Here is a 15,061-nt window from a genome sequence, read left to right on the forward strand (position 1 = left end):
GGGTGCGGGATCGTCACACCGCTCGCCGACGACGGGTCGCCGAGCGGTGGACTGTTCTGCCGTGGCCTCAGGGCGTGCTCGGTCCGCTCCAGGTCTCCATGTGGTTGCGCAGGGCGCGCAACTTCTCGGCATCGCTCAAGCTCCAGTCGCCGCCGTAGATCGCTTCTTCCCAGGCGCCGTAAGCGGGGTTGGGCAGCACGACGTAGCGACTGCCGAACGCATCCGCCTGGGCATCGGCGGCGGCACGACGTGCCTGCGCGGTTTCGCGATCGAAACCGGCGGAGAAGTCACCGAGGTTGTCTCCCATCAGCAGCACCACCCAGTGAGACTGGGCCACGCGCTGGCGCCGCGCGGTCTTGTCGCTCGAGTCGGTACGCGGCAGGAAGTGCGCGGCATCGGCATCGGGGAAGCCGACCTGGCGCAGGTTGCGCAGGGTCGCGTCGCCCTCGCTCGCCTTGCGATTGGTGACGTAATAGACCTCCACGCCACGCGAGTGGGCATAGTCGAGAAACGCCTTGGCACCGGGCGTCGGCACGGCGCTGGCCTTCTCTACCCACTGGTGCCAGCTATCGCTTTCGTAGTTTTCGCCGCTGGCGATGAGCCACGCTTCGTATGGCGTGTTATCGAGCACCGTCTCGTCGACATCGACGATGATGGCCGGCGGACGTGATTGGGCGCTGGGCGATTCGTCGAGGGCGCGATCCAGATTCATCCGCGCCAGATTGAACGCCTGATGACTGAGCGCCGCGTATTCGGCGGAGGTCTGCATCCATGCGGTCGCCATGATCAGGCCATCGGAAAGCTCAGGGTCGGGCGCTGTAGGTTGACCAGAAAGCGCGGGGTCGGGCGCTGTAGATTGACCAGAAAGCGCGGGGTCTGGCGCTGTGGAGTGCGCCGGCTGCTGGGCGCAGGCGCCGAGGCTCCCGGCCAGGGCCAGCATGAGCAGCGTTCGCGTCAGGGAAAATCGCACCATGTGTCGCTCCTCGTTATCGATCGAATGCACGGGTGTGAGTGAAATGGACGGGTCAGCGGTTCCCGGTCACTCACTATGGCGTCGCGGCTCCATCATCGCCAGTCGACGGCGTGGCTCGGGCTCGAGGGTCGCGATTGGCGCCGCGCCGCAGTGCGACAGCGTGTACGCGGCGCCGCGTCGGGTCAGCGTGATAGAATCCGGGCGTCGTCAACGGGGCGTCGGCGACAGCACGTCATCGTCAGCAGGGGATCGGCCATGCGGGATTGGAAATGCGTCATCGAGTCACTCGCGCAGGGGGGCATCATCGCCTATCCCACCGAGGGCGTCTGGGGGCTGGGCTGCGATCCCGACAACGAGATGGCGCTGCGCCGGTTGATCGCGCTCAAGGGACGTGCCAGCGAGAAAGGGTTGATCCTCATCGCCGGCAGCCTGGAGCAGTTGGACGAGTGGCTCGCGGGCGTCGACGACGAAGCGATGGCGCGACTGCGCGAGACATGGCCCGGCCCCAACACCTGGCTGATTCCTGACAACGGGCGTGCGCGGCGGCTGCTGCGCGGTTCGCATCCGACGCTCGCCGTGCGCGTCACCGATCATCCACTGGTCCAGGCGCTCTGCGCCGCCTGGGGCGGGCCGCTGGTCTCGACCTCCGCCAATCGCGCGGGCGAAGCGCCGGCGATGAGCGCCGAGGCGGTTCGCCAGACGTTCGGCGACGCACTCGATGCCGTCGTCGAGGGCGAGCTCGGCGGTCGTGACCGCCCCAGCACCATTCGCGATCTGCTCAGCAATCGCGTTCTGCGCGCCTGAGCGCAAGGTTCTACATTTTCCGTCTCATTACCGTCATTCCGGAGGACGTCGACCGTGGCACATCCCCATCTCGAACGGGTCAAGGACTATCTGCTGACGTTGCAGGACACGCTGTGCGACTCGCTTGCGCGGCTCGACGGCGGCGGTGAGTTTCGCGAGGAGACCTGGGATCGCCCGGAGGGCGGCGGCGGCCGTTCGCGGGTGATCGAGGAGGGTGCGCTGTTCGAAAAGGGCGGCGTGAACTTTTCCCACGTGTTCGGCGAGCGGCTGCCGGCATCGGCCAGCGCGGCGCGACCGGAGCTGGCCGGGCGCAGTTTCCATGCCGTCGGCGTCTCCTGGGTGCTGCATCCGCGCAATCCGCACGTCCCGACGGTCCACGGCAACGTGCGCTTCTTCATTGCCGACAAAGACGGCGAGGCGCCGGTCTGGTGGTTTGGCGGCGGCTACGACCTGACGCCTTATTACGCCTATCTGGAAGACGTGCGCCACTGGCATCGCACGGCGCGGGACGCCTGTGCGCCGTTCGGCGACACCGTCTATCCGCGTTTCAAGGCCTGGTGCGACGAGTACTTTTATCTCAAGCACCGCGACGAGACGCGCGGGGTCGGCGGGCTGTTCTTCGACGACCTCAACGAGTGGCCATTCGAGACCTGCTTCGCATTCCAGCGCGCGGTCGGTGACAGTTTTCTACCGGCATTCTCGCCGATTGCCGAACGTCGCCGCGAAACCGACTACGGGGAGCGCGAGCGCGAGTTCCAGTCCTACCGTCGCGGGCGTTACGTGGAGTTCAATCTGGTCTGGGATCGCGGCACGCTGTTCGGGCTGCAGAGCGGTGGCCGCACCGAGTCGATCCTGATGTCGATGCCGCCGATGGCACGCTGGCAGTATCAGTGGGCACCGGCGGAAGGAAGCGAAGAAGCCCGCTTGCAGCCATTTCTCAAGCCGCACGATTGGTTGGCAGAAAGCTAGTTCGGCGAGCGCCGGCCCGCCAAGGACTGGCGCGAAAAAGACCCAGGAGGAGATGCACCCCGCATGACGCAGATTGCCGTAGATCGCTACGCCGTGTTCGGCCACCCCATTGGCCATTCGAAATCGCCGCGCATCCACGCCGCCTTCGCCGAGCAGACCGGCCAGGCCATGTACTATGAAGCGATCGAAGCGCCGGTCGATGACTTTGCGGGTGCCTGGCGCGCCTTTGTCGAGAGGGGCGGGCGCGGCGCCAACGTCACGGTGCCGTTCAAGCAGGCGGCGTTTGCGCTGGCCGACACGTTGAGCGCTCGCGCCCGGCTGGCCGGCGCGGTCAACACGCTGCAGGTGGGCGCCGACGGACGCGTTCACGGCGATACGACCGACGGCATCGGTCTGGTGCGCGATCTCGTCGCCCACGCCGCGCCGCTCGAGGGCGCGCGGGTGCTTCTTCTCGGTGCGGGCGGCGCTTCCCGCGGGGTCGTCGAACCGCTGTTGGAGGCGGGCGTAGCAGCCCTGACTATCGCCAACCGTACGGTCACAAAGGCAGAGCAGCTTGCCGAGCTGTTTGCCGACAAGGGCGCCGTCGACGGTTGCGGGTTCGAGGCGGTGACGGGCGAGTTCGACCTGGTGATCAACGCCACCAGCGCAAGCCTTGCCGGCGATCTCCCGCCGCTGCCGGAGCGCCTGTTCCGCGAGGGTGGTATGGCCTATGACATGATGTATGCCGCGCAGCCAACGGTTTTCCTGCGCTGGTCGGCCGAGCGCGGCGCGCGCACGGTCGATGGGCTGGGCATGCTGATCGAACAGGCGGCCGAGTCGTTCTGGCTGTGGCGCGGCGTGCGCCCGGAGACGGCGACGATTCGCGAATCGCTCAGAAGCGAGCTGTAGCGTCTGCGTCGATTCCAGTCGGCGGCGCCCGCCCGCGTCGGGGGACGCTGTCGCTTGGGATCGGCGCGTATCCGGAGTTCACGCCTTGCAGTCGGGACGCCGTCCATTCTGCTTGGCGGCCTCATAGCGAGGCACGGCTTCGTCGAGCCGGTTACGCAGCGCTTCCATTCGCCCCGCGTTGCTGGGGTGGGTCGACATCCATTCCGGCGCCTCGCTGCCCCCGCTGGCCGACATGTTCTGCCATAGATCGATGCTGACGCGGGGGTCGAAACCGGCGTCGGCCATCAGGTCCAGTCCAACGAGATCCGCTTCCGACTCCTGCTGCCGAGAAAACGGCAGAATCACGCCGTACTGGGCGCCGGCGCCAAGTAGCCCCATGAGCTGCTCGCCGCCCGCGCCGCTCAGCCCCGCGGCCGTCTGCAGTACCGAGAGCCCGGTCTGCGTCGCCGCCTGGGTCGAGACGCGTTCGTTGGCGTGATGGGCGAGCACGTGGCCGACCTCGTGACCGATCACGGCGGCGAGCTGGTTCTGATTGGTAGCGACGTCCAGTAAACCGGTATTGACGCCGATATAGCCGCCGGGCAGGGCGAAGGCGTTGGCGGTATCGTCCTTGAACACCTTTACCTGCCAGCTGCCGATTCCCTCGCTGGCGGGAATCTCGGCGGTGATCGCCTTGGCCACGCACTGCACGTAGTTGGCCTGCTTGCCGCCGACGGTCGGCAGCTCCTGCTGATATTGAGCGAAGCTCTGCTCGCCCATCTGTGACAGTTCATCGTTGGAGTAGAACGCCAGCTGGTGGCGGCCCATCGGCGAGGTGCTGCAGGCCGCGAGCAGTGCCGTCAGGCCGGCGGCGGCGATCAGGCGGTGGGCGGGTCGGGCGAGCATGTGTGGTCTCCAGGTCTGGTCTCTCGTCATGATGGGCCGCTATCCGCCGGGAATCTGTCGTTCACCGGTGCCTCGGCCGGCGAAGACGGGCCCGTTGCGCTCAAGATACTGGTGTCGGGCTGGCGGTCAACCGGCGGGGGCGCCCAATAGCTCGGTTTTCTGCTCGCCGATATCCAGCGTCAGTGTCGGCGCGGTGACGATACCCCCCAGTGCCGCTGGCAGCGTGGGCGTCAATGAAAGCTGGCTGCCGGCCGGTAGCTCGCCGGTGCGGCTCAATTCACGGGCCAGCGCCAGCAGCGATGAGACGCGCGCCGCTTTCGATGAGAGGGCGTCGAGCCCGGCAGGCTCGAGTGCCACCGGCAGCGTGACCGTTGCCGGCTCTCCGCCGCGCAGGGCGATCGGTTCATCGACCTTGCCCGTGGTCGTCTCGGCGCCGGGAACCTGGAGCTGCCAGTCGAATCCCTGCAGCTCGATATTCGGCGCGCTGGCGGGCAGCGTCAGGGCCAGAGGAAGATCGAGATTGACCGGCAGGCCCGCCAGCGCCAGCCCGGAACTGAGCAGCGAGAGTTCATCGATCCCCTCCAGTCCCGGCGAAAAGTGGTAGTTGCCAACACGAACGTCCTCCACGCCCATGGACGATAGCGCGATGCGCCCGAGCATGAATCCGACCTGCGGCAGCGCGATACAGCCGCCGAGCAGACCTGCTAGAACCAGCGCGAGGAGCGGGCGAGCACGATAACGCATGGCGACTCCAGTGAATCGTCGGGAAACGGTAGAGCGATGGGGAGAATCGGCATCGGCAAATAACGCCGCTGCCCGCCGGCGGGAAACAGGGATAGCGAAACAGGCAGGGCAGGCCGGGCCGGGCGGACGGCATGATACGACGTGGCACGCCCGGCACGATAGAGATTTCGGCGCGAGGTCCGATAGCGATCTCGGCGCGAGGCCCGAGCCTCAGCCTCGCCCGACAAACGGCATGGCGCTGGCCATCAGGGTGACGAACTGGGTATTGACGTTCAGCGGCAGACTCGCCATCGCGAGAACCTGTTCCGCCACGTGTGAAGCGTCCATCAGGGGTTCCACGGCGATATGGCCGTCGGCCTGCGGCACGCCTCGTGCCATTCGCTCGGCCATGTCGGTCAGCGCATTGCCGATATCGATCTGGCCGCAGGCGATATCGAATGCGCGCCCGTCCAGCGAGAGCGCCTTGGTCAGCCCGGTCACCGCGTGTTTGGTCGTGGTGTACGGCGAAGAGCCGTAGCGCGGCGCGTGTGCGGAGATCGAGCCGTTGTTGATAATGCGTCCGCCCTGGGGTGTCTGCGCGCGCATCTGACGAAACGCGGCCCGCGCGGCGAGGAACATGCCGGAAACGTTGACCTCGAGAATGCTTTTCCAGTCCTCCAGCGCGATCTCGTCGATCATCCCGGTCGGCACGTTGCGCCCTGCGTTGTTGAACAGCGCATCGATGCGTCCCCACTGATGCGCCGCCTCGGAGAAGCGCTGCTCCACCTGGTTGGCGTCGGTGACATCGCAGGGCAGGACCCGTGCCTGCCCGTGATCGCCGGCGGTCTCTTCCAGCGCGTCTTGCCGCCGACCGATCAGACCGACCTGCCAGCCTGCCTCGAGAAAGCGGCGCGCGGTAATCCGTCCGATGCCGGAACCGGCCCCGGTGATGACGATAGATGGCATGTCAGGTTTCCTCGTGGCAAGTGAACTCGTGGCAAGTGAACTTGTGGCAAGTAAAACAGCGGGAGAGGTGTCGCCGGCGCCAGGGCTCGGCGACCCAAGTCGGGTGTGAATCGAGTCTGGATGATAGCGCGCTCATCGATAGGCATGACCGATACCATGGTCGAGTAGACCCTACTGGCTGCGTGGTTCGAGCAGTGCCACGGCGCATTCCCGACACCGACTCTCAGGCGAGGAATCGGCCCGGTGACTGGACCCGAACCGGAGAAGCGTCACAAGATAGCCGGTCTCAAGGCTCTAGATAGCCGGTCTCAAGACTCTGCCTCGTCGCACGATGCGACGAGCCAATCCGCGAGGAGAATCGAAGATGGATGAGGATCTGGCCCAACGCCTGAGTCGCTTGCTCGATCGGGTCGAGGGCTGGCTGCCCGAGCAGCCGGCCACGGTCGACTGGAACCGGGACGTCGCCGCGCTCTGGCACTCTCACCCGCTGGGCGGCCAGCTGATCGCGGTCGCCCCCCGTGACGGTGTACGTCTTGACGACCTGATTGGCGTCGAGCGGCAGACACAGGCACTGCTCGACAACACGCGCGCCTTCCTGCAGGGCTATCCCGCCAATCACGCGCTGCTCTGGGGGGCGCGCGGCAGCGGCAAGTCGTCGATGGTGCGGGCGCTGCTCAATACGCTCGCCGGCGAAGGACTGCGCCTGATCCAGATCGACCGTCACGATCTGGTGGCGCTGCCGGTACTCGTCCAGCGTCTGCGCGACTGCCCGCAGCGCTTCGTGGTCTACTGCGATGACCTGTCGTTCGAGGGCAGCGATGACGCCTACAAGGCGCTCAAGAGCGTTCTGGATGGCACGCTGACCGGGCCACCCGACAACGTGCTGCTCTACGCCACGTCCAATCGGCGTCATCTGCTGCCCGAGTCGATGTCCGACAATCAGGAGACGCGGCTGGTCGAGGGTGAGCTGCATCATGGTGACGCGGTCGAGGAGAAGATATCGCTCTCCGATCGCTTCGGCCTTTGGCTCGCCTTTCATCCGTTCGACCAGCAGGCCTATCTGGAGGCCTGCCGCCACTGGGTCGCGCATCTGACCGATGACAGCGCCTGGAACGACAGCGCGCGCGAAGCCGCCGTCCGCTACGCGACGCTGCGAGGTGTGCGCAGCGGACGCGCGGCGTGGCAATTCGCCTGTCAGTGGGTCGGTTCTCGTGCTATTCGTGCGTCCAAAAGCTGAGCGAATGCGTTAGGCTTGGATGAGTTTTCTCATCCAGTCATCTATCCCGGCTTCAGTGAATCTCGCGGAGGCGCTCATCGGCGCCGTCCTGACGGGGGATGAGCGGCAATCGAATGACGAGGCAGCGGCGGGAGCGCCATCGGCCTTGTCGCGGCGGCGTTAAGGAACCGAATCTGTGAAAGCTTCCCGTTTACCGACCTTGCTGATTCTGCTTGGCAGTCTGGCATTGACGATCTTCTTCGGCTGGATGCTGTGGCAGGCGCTGCACAACGACGATAGAGCCTACGAGCGTGACCTCGAATTCCAGGCGCAGGAGCAGGGGATCACCGTCAGCGCTTCGCGCGCGGGGCTCGAACGCCGGGTCAAGGCGCTGGCGACGACGCTCGCCACCGACCCGGCGGTGCGGTCGATCGTCGAGCAGGCGGCTGGCGTCGACTCCACCGCACAACTGGCCACTCTGCGCCGACAACTGGCGGCGCAGCTCTCGCCCTACTGGCAGACGCTGCAGTCGAGCGGTGCGCTCTCGCTGGCGGTAGCCCGTCAGGCCGGGGACGTCACACGGCCGTTCCTCGAGCTGGACCGGCCGATGATCGATGGCGGTCTGGTCAATGACCGGGGCAGCGACCACCTGCTGCGCGAGAGTCGGTCTCAGCAGCAGACGGTTTTCGGTATCGGCTACGACGGGCGCCATGCGAGCACCATCGGCGTGGCGCCGATCATGGGCGGCGTCGAGGACGACGAGGAGAGCACAGTGGCGGGGCTGCTGGCGCTGCGGTTCGATGTCATTCCCAACGTCGATCTCCTGGCCCAGCAGCTCGGTGGTGGCGTAGCCGTGTTGCGCCACCGCTCGGCGGCGGACGGTACGGATGGTGATGCCGGTGACTGGCGGATCAGCCAGACATCGGGCCCACTGATCCAAACGTGGCTTCGCGAAGATCTGGCGATCGGCAATGCCCAGACCCATCTCGAACGCCAGTCTCCCGAAGGTGCCAGCTATCTGCTGACGTTGATTCCGCTGACACAGAGCGGAGACGCGCAGGGTTCGCCGGTAGCCGCGGTGGCGGTGTGGAAGGACATTACGACACAAGTAGCACAGCGTGATGGTTTGGTCGTCAACACTTGGGTGCGCTGGGGGCTCGCCTGGCTGATCGCCGAAGCCTGCCTTCTGCTCCTGCTGTGGGGCACGCGCCGCGCCACGCGTGACACCATGCTGGCGCATCAGCGGCGGCTCGAGAGCCAGACGCAGGCATTGGAGTCGCTCAATCGTCGACTCGAGGCGCAGAAGGAGACGCTCGAGACACTCAACGATATCGCCGCGCTGCAGGAGACCTCATTCCAGCGTCTCGTCGAGAAAGCGCTGCAGGCGGGTGCCGAGCATCTCGGCATGCCGTTTGCGGTGGCCAACCGCATCGAGGGCGAGGACTATCTGATCGAGGCGGCCTACTCGCCGGACCAGCGCTTCGAACCAGGTCAGCATCTGGCGACCAGCGACACCTTCTGCTCGCTCACTATGGCGAGCGATGACGTCGTCGCGTTCGCCGACGCCGACGCGGATGGGCTCGCCGATCATCGGTGTCGCTTGCGCTACGAACTCAAGAGCTACATTGGCGCGCCCATCTGGGTGCAGGGCAAGCGATTCGGCGCGCTGGCATTCAGCAGCGACCAGCCTCACCCGCGTCGCTTCGACGAAATCGACGAGGAGTTCGTGCGCCTGCTCGCTCGCTGGGTCGGCGCGACGCTGACGCGCTGGCGCGACGTGCAGGCTCGCGAAGAGATCTCACGGCGACTGGCCAAGATCGCGTCGCAGACGCCGGGCATGATCTTCCAGTATCGTCAGGATGCCGATGGTCGGCCCTCTTTTCCCTATGCCAGTGATGCCATCAAGACGTTCTACGGCCTGACCCCGGCGGAGGCGGCAGCCGATGCATCGCAGGTGTTCGAACGCATCGTCGAGGAAGATCTCGAACGCGTGTCCGCGTCGATCGAGGAGTCGAGAGTGACGCTGACCACCTGGAACGGCGAGTACCGGGTGCGCAAGGAGAATGGCGACCTCATCTGGCTGGCGGGGCAGTCGATTCCCGAACGCGAGCCGGATGGCGGTACGCTGTGGCACGGCTTCCTCCATGACGTGACCGAGCGCAAGCGCAACGAACGCCTGAAGGGCGAGTTCATCTCGACGGTCAGTCATGAGTTGCGCACGCCGCTGACATCGATTTCCGGCTCTCTCGGCCTGATCCAGGGCGGGGCGCTGGGGCAGCCGCCGGAGACCATGCGCTCGATGCTCACCGTTGCCCACAGCAACGCCCAGCGCCTGATCCTGCTGATCAACGACCTGCTCGACATGGAGAAGCTGGTCGCCGGCAAGATGACGTTCCAGATGCAGGAACAGCCGCTGATGGCGCTGATCGATCACGCCATCGAGTCCAATCAGGCCTACGCCGATCAGTACCGGGCGCACTACGTGGTCACCGAGCGCATGGATCACGTCGACGTCAATGTCGATGCCATGCGCCTGCAGCAGGTCATGAGCAACCTGCTATCCAACGCCGCCAAATTCTCGCCGCCGGATAGTCAGGTCGAGGTGCGCGTCGAGCCGATCGCTGATCGGGTGAGGGTGAGCGTGATCGATCACGGTCCGGGCATTCCCGAAGCGTTCCACCACCGGATCTTCCAGAAATTCTCGCAGGCGGACGGCTCCAGCACCCGCAAGCAGGGCGGCACCGGTCTGGGGCTGGCGATCACGCGGGAGCTGGTCGAGCGCATGCGCGGTACGATCAACTTCTTCTCCGAAGAGGGGCACGGCGCCTGTTTCTTCATCGAGCTGCCGCGCCTCGACCGGCAGCCCGCTCCAGCGGGCGCGGCATCAGTCACGGGCGACCCGGAGAGAGTCGAGGCCGCCGAGACGCTTCCCGCGCCCGGGTCACGCCTGCTGATCGTCGAGGACGACCCCGACACCGCCACGCTGCTGGCGATCCTCGTGCGCCAGTGGGGTTATCGCGCCGAGGTCGCGCACACGCTGGACGAGGCATTAGGCTGGCTCGAAAGGCGCAGTTTCGATGCCATCACGCTCGATCTGATGCTGCCGGACGGCAACGGATTAACACTACTGCGTCAGCTGCGGGAGCAGCCGCAGACACGGGATTTGCCGGTGCTGGTCGTGTCGGCGACGGCGGAAGAGGGGCAGCTCGAGATCGGCGGCCAGCTCAACGCGGTCGACTGGCTGGCCAAGCCGTTCGATGAAAAGCGTCTGGCCGCCTCGCTACAGTCGTCGCTGCGCTTGAGCAGTCGTCGTCAGCGCATCATGCATGTCGAGAGCGACGCCGAGCTGACCCGGCGTATCGCGGCACAGCTGGCGCCGAGCATGACGCTGGACGTGGCGCGCTCGATGCAGGAAGCCCGCTACCTGCTGGACAGCAACGAGTACGGACTCATCTCGCTGGACCTGACCGGCACCCACGGGCCGGGCTGGGAGCTGATACCGCTGCTCAGCGAGACCACGCAGCAGCCGGCGGTGATCATTCTTTCCGACCAGGCCCTGGCGCCATCGCTGCTGGGCAAGGTCGATACGGCGATTGCCAAGCCCGGGCTGTCGGCCGAGGCCTTGATGGAAGCCTTCGATCGGCAACTCAACCATGCGCATTCGGTCGCGTCGCCCGAGTCCGGTCGTTCGGACAAGGACTAGAGACAGACTGTGGGTCGAGGACCAGAGACAGACCGTGGGTCGAGGACCAGAGACAGGCCGTGGGTCGAGGACCAGAGACAGGCCGTGGGTCGAGGACCAGAGACAGGCCGTGGGTCGAGGACCAGAGACAGGCTGTGGGTCGAGGACCAGAGACAGGCCGTGGTCGAGGACCAGAGACAGACCGTGGGATAATGACCCGATACAGGCAGTTGAATAAGGACTGGATAGGAGAGCTTCAGCATGAAACCCCTTCAGCGCATCCTGCACGTCGAGGACGACGTCTCAATTCAGGAAGTTGCGCGAGTGGCGCTCGAGATCGTCGGTGGGTTCGAGGTCTCGAGCTGTGACAACGGGCAGGCGGCGCTCTCGCAAGCCGCCGAGTGGCAGCCCGATCTGATTCTTCTGGACGTGATGATGCCGGGTATCGATGGCCCGACGACGCTTGCCAAGCTACGCGAGCAGGCCTCGACCCAGGCCATTCCGGTCGTGTTCATGACCGCCAAGGTGCAGCCCAGCGAGATCGAGCACTACCGTGCGATCGGCGGGCTGGATGTGGTCATCAAGCCGTTCGATCCCATGACGCTGGCCGAGCAGCTTCGCGAGATCTGGGAGCGTTCCGATGTCGGATAGCAAGACACCCGCCGCGGCCGACGTCGCCGCCCGGCTGGCGGCGCTGCGTGAGCAGTACAGTCGTCGATTGAGCGACGATCTGCAGACGCTGATGGCGCAGGCACGCGAGCTCAGTACACGCCAGACCGGTGTGGATGTCGAGTCGATGCAGACGCTGCGCCAGGGGCTTCACCGTATCGCCGGCTCGGCGGGGACTTTCGGTTATCCGGCTCTGAGTCGTGACGCCCGCGAGATGGAGCTGTGGGTCCAGACCGTGATCGAAGAAGCCACGCAGCCGACGCCGGCGATGCTCACCGCGCTGTTCGATCGGCTCGAGGATTGCTATCGGCAGCTCGAAGTGGGCGCGACGCCAGCGGTGAGCGAGCCGGGGGGCAGCTACGACCTGGCCAGCGGAGAGCGCGCGATACGCGTGGCGATCATGGCCGATGGCGATACCGAGACACTGATGCAGGCACTGGGCGGTTTCGGCTACGACTGCCGCACGCTTTCGGCGGCCGACGCCTGGGCCGACAGCGCGCCGGACGTGATCATCGTCGACACCGCAAAGATTGCCGAATCCGCCTGGAAACCGGCGGTCGCCAGCGTGCCGCAAGCGACGCTGATCATGCTCAGCGCCTCGGGTGATTTCGAGACGCGGCTAAAGGCCGTGCGTGATGGCGCTCGCGGTTTCTTCACCCATCCGATCGACGTGCCCTCGCTCGAGCACCGCCTGCGCTACCTCGTCAATCTGCCGCAGCAGGACCCTTACCGGGTGCTGATCGTCGACGATGACGTCGATCTGGCGGAGCACTTCCGCCTGATTCTCAAGGGCGCCGGCATCGAGTCGCGGGTGATCGATGAGCCGCGTCACGTTCTGCAGGGGCTTCGCGACTTCGTCCCCGATCTGGTGCTGATCGACATCAACATGCCGGGCTGCTCGGGGCCGGAGCTGGCGCGCATCATCCGCTTCGACGATGACTGGCTGCGCATTCCGCTCGTCTATCTCTCCGCCGAATCGGATACTCACCGTCAGGCGCAGGCACTGGCGCAGGCCGGCGACGACTTCCTGGTCAAGCCCATCTCGGATATTGCGCTGGTCACGGCGGTCACGGCGCGGGCGCAGCGCTCGCGCCAGCTGAGCCTGGCGCTGGCGCGTGATGGCTTGACCGGACTGATCAAGCATCCGGCGATCAAGGAACTCATCGAGATCGAGATGTCGCGCTCCCAGCGCAGCCACTCCGAGGCGTGCGTGGTGATGATCGACATCGACCGCTTCAAGTCGATCAACGACACCTACGGCCACGGGACCGGCGACTATGTCATTCGGCTGCTGGCCAACCTGCTGCGCCAGCGTCTACGCCGGGTCGACCACGTCGGGCGCTATGGCGGGGAGGAGTTTGTCGCCGTGCTGCCTGGCTGCTCGCTGGAAAACGCGCGCGAGGCGATCGAGCGGATTCGCGTGAGTTTCTCGCAGCTCGAGTGCGTGGCGGCCGAGCAGACGTTCAACGTCACGTTCAGCGCGGGAATTGCCAGCACTACTGGCTGGGCAGATGCGGAACTGCTGCTCGAGGCGGCGGACAGGGCAATGTACGAGGCCAAGCAGGGCGGACGCAACCAGGTGCGTCTCGCCAAGCCCGAGGCTTGAGTCCGGCGTGAAGTTCGATTCCCGCGACCTGAAGACAGTGATGGAGGAACCGGCCTAGCGCCGGTTCTTGCGCGCCTCGCGGGTGCGGCTGAGCTGACGCGAGCGTGCCTTCTCGCGGTCGCTGGCGCCGGCCTGGTTGTCGTAGGGGTTGTCGCCCGAGCGAAATTCGAAACGAATCGGCGTGCCCTTGACCTTGAGCACCTTGCGGAAGGTGTTGGTCAGGTAACGCTTGTAGGCCTCCGGTAGCGAGCTCGTCTGATTGCCGTGGACGACGATGATCGGCGGGTTGCTGCCACCCTGGTGGGCCATGCGCAGCTTGATGCGGCGACCGTTGATCATCGGCGGCTGATGCTCGCTGACCGCGTCCTGCAGAATCGTGGTGAGGCGATTGGTCGACCAGTGACTGTTGGCGCTGTCGAACGCCTTGTCGACCGACTTGTAGAGATCGCCAACGCCGGTGCCGTGCAGTGCCGAGATGAAGTGCAGATCGGCGTAATCGGCGAAACCGAGGCGGCGCTTGATGTCGGCACGCATCTTCTCGCGCGCCTCCTGCTCCAGCCCGTCCCACTTGTTGACCGCCAGCACCAGTGCCCGGCCGCTCGACAGTACGTAGTCGAGCAGGTGCAGATCCTGCTCGACCAGGCCGCTGCGCGCGTCGAGCACCATGATCGCGACGTGACACTCCTTGATCGCATCCAGTGTCTTGATGATCGAGAACTTCTCGGCGATCAGGCTGACGTTCTTGCGTCGGCGAATCCCGGCGGTGTCGACCAGCACATAGGGCTTGCCGCGCCGTTCGAACGGGATCTCGATCGCGTCGCGGGTGGTGCCGGCCTCATCGAAGACGACGACACGATCCTCCCCCAGCATGCGGTTGACCAGCGTCGACTTACCGACGTTTGGCCGGCCGATGACACCGATGTGCACGCCGGGATGGCTGCCGGCAGGGCCGGCCAGCGGGTCGCGCTCGGGGAAGGGTGAGAGCACCTCGTCGATCAGCGCGGTCACGTTGCGACCATGGGCGGCGGCGATCGGGTGTGGCTCACCGAGCCCGAGGCTGAAGAAATCCGCCGTCGCGGTCAGCTCATCCAGGCCGTCGGTCTTGTTGACCACCAGCCAGGTCTTCTTCTGGTTGACGCGCAGGTGGTTGGCGATCGCCTGATCGGCCGGCATCACGCCAGCGCGGCCGTCAACCATGAACAGCACGATATCCGCCTCGTCGATCGCCGTCAGCGATTGCTCGGCCATGGCGGCATCGATGCCCTGTTCGTCGCCACTGATCCCCCCGGTATCGATGACCGTATAGACCTTGTCGCCCAGCTGGCCATTCCCGTACTTGCGGTCACGGGTGAGGCCGGGAAAATCGGCTACCAGCGCATCGCGGGAGCGAGTCAGGCGATTGAAAAGCGTCGACTTGCCGACGTTGGGTCGGCCAACCAGGGCGATAACGGGGGTCATGGCGATTCGCAAATGGGGCTTTGATCGAAGTGTCACCGGCGGCCAGGCCGACGGCGTTGACCGGCGATTCTAGCACAAGCGAACCGGGAGACGCGTGGATGGATTGTCGGCGCGGCGCCCGGACCCCGATGCCGCGGCCCAACGACAGAGACCCCGCCGGGGCGGGGTCTCTATTGGCTGCGTCGGCTTCGACGCATGCTTGCACTCGAGGCGCGGGCTCGT

At 65.8% G+C, this 15,061-nt stretch carries 12 protein-coding genes; 7 read left to right on the plus strand and 5 right to left on the minus strand.

Annotated elements, in window-relative coordinates:
• Positions 1 to 67: 67 nt before the first annotated feature.
• Positions 68 to 973, minus strand: coding sequence for a 5'-nucleotidase, lipoprotein e(P4) family (locus IE125_RS11035; RefSeq protein ID WP_189444702.1), 906 nt, complete (start codon positions 971 to 973; stop codon positions 68 to 70).
• Between the two features lie 255 nt (positions 974 to 1,228).
• Between IE125_RS11035 and tsaC the strand changes: the two genes are divergently transcribed.
• The 3 genes from tsaC to aroE all read left to right on the plus strand — a co-directional run bounded on the left by tsaC (position 1,229) and on the right by aroE (position 3,634).
• Entirely contained in the window at positions 1,229 to 1,777 is a 549-nt protein-coding gene (tsaC, locus tag IE125_RS11040) for an L-threonylcarbamoyladenylate synthase type 1 TsaC (protein WP_189444703.1), read from the plus strand.
• Positions 1,778 to 1,831: 54 nt separating this feature from the next.
• Positions 1,832 to 2,746 carry an oxygen-dependent coproporphyrinogen oxidase gene (gene hemF, locus IE125_RS11045; protein ID WP_189444704.1) on the plus strand — a complete coding sequence of 305 codons (915 nt, stop codon included), beginning with the start codon at positions 1,832 to 1,834 and terminating at the stop codon, positions 2,744 to 2,746.
• 63 nt (positions 2,747 to 2,809) lie between these two features.
• Entirely contained in the window at positions 2,810 to 3,634 is an 825-nt protein-coding gene (gene aroE, locus IE125_RS11050; protein ID WP_189444705.1) for a shikimate dehydrogenase, read from the plus strand.
• Positions 3,635 to 3,712: 78 nt separating this feature from the next.
• Here the strand turns inward: aroE and IE125_RS11055 are convergent, their stop codons facing one another.
• The 3 genes from IE125_RS11055 to IE125_RS11065 all read right to left on the minus strand — a co-directional run bounded on the left by IE125_RS11055 (position 3,713) and on the right by IE125_RS11065 (position 6,208).
• The gene (locus IE125_RS11055; RefSeq protein ID WP_189444706.1) at positions 3,713 to 4,519 is read right to left on the minus strand and encodes a M48 family metallopeptidase; all 807 of its coding nucleotides are present in this window, start codon (positions 4,517 to 4,519) and stop codon (positions 3,713 to 3,715) included.
• 126 nt (positions 4,520 to 4,645) lie between these two features.
• Entirely contained in the window at positions 4,646 to 5,263 is a 618-nt protein-coding gene (locus tag IE125_RS11060) for a hypothetical protein (protein ID WP_189444707.1), read from the minus strand.
• 210 nt (positions 5,264 to 5,473) lie between these two features.
• Positions 5,474 to 6,208 (minus strand): SDR family oxidoreductase, encoded by a 735-nt coding sequence (locus tag IE125_RS11065; protein ID WP_189444708.1) that lies wholly within the window; start codon positions 6,206 to 6,208, stop codon positions 5,474 to 5,476.
• 364 nt (positions 6,209 to 6,572) lie between these two features.
• Between IE125_RS11065 and IE125_RS11070 the strand changes: the two genes are divergently transcribed.
• From IE125_RS11070 to IE125_RS11085, 4 genes are all read left to right on the plus strand, one after another.
• Positions 6,573 to 7,445, plus strand: a complete 873-nt coding sequence (locus IE125_RS11070) for an ATP-binding protein (RefSeq protein ID WP_189444709.1) — start codon at positions 6,573 to 6,575, stop codon at positions 7,443 to 7,445.
• Between the two features lie 175 nt (positions 7,446 to 7,620).
• Complete coding sequence (locus IE125_RS11075; protein WP_189444710.1) at positions 7,621 to 11,127, plus strand: ATP-binding protein; 3,507 nt, start codon at positions 7,621 to 7,623, stop codon at positions 11,125 to 11,127.
• 240 nt (positions 11,128 to 11,367) lie between these two features.
• On the plus strand, positions 11,368 to 11,757 hold the full coding sequence (locus IE125_RS11080) for a response regulator (protein ID WP_189444711.1): 390 nt from the start codon (positions 11,368 to 11,370) through the stop codon (positions 11,755 to 11,757).
• Positions 11,747 to 13,381: a diguanylate cyclase gene (locus IE125_RS11085; protein WP_189444712.1), complete on the plus strand. Its 1,635-nt coding sequence runs from the start codon at positions 11,747 to 11,749 to the stop codon at positions 13,379 to 13,381. The genes IE125_RS11080 and IE125_RS11085 overlap by 11 nt, the downstream gene beginning before the upstream one ends.
• 54 nt (positions 13,382 to 13,435) lie before the next feature.
• Here the strand turns inward: IE125_RS11085 and der are convergent, their stop codons facing one another.
• On the minus strand, positions 13,436 to 14,839 hold the full coding sequence (gene der / locus IE125_RS11090) for a ribosome biogenesis GTPase Der (RefSeq protein WP_189444713.1): 1,404 nt from the start codon (positions 14,837 to 14,839) through the stop codon (positions 13,436 to 13,438).
• Between the last annotated feature and the right edge of the window lie 222 nt (positions 14,840 to 15,061).

The organism is Salinicola rhizosphaerae (genome assembly GCF_014652715.1).
Classification (GTDB): domain Bacteria; phylum Pseudomonadota; class Gammaproteobacteria; order Pseudomonadales; family Halomonadaceae; genus Salinicola; species Salinicola rhizosphaerae.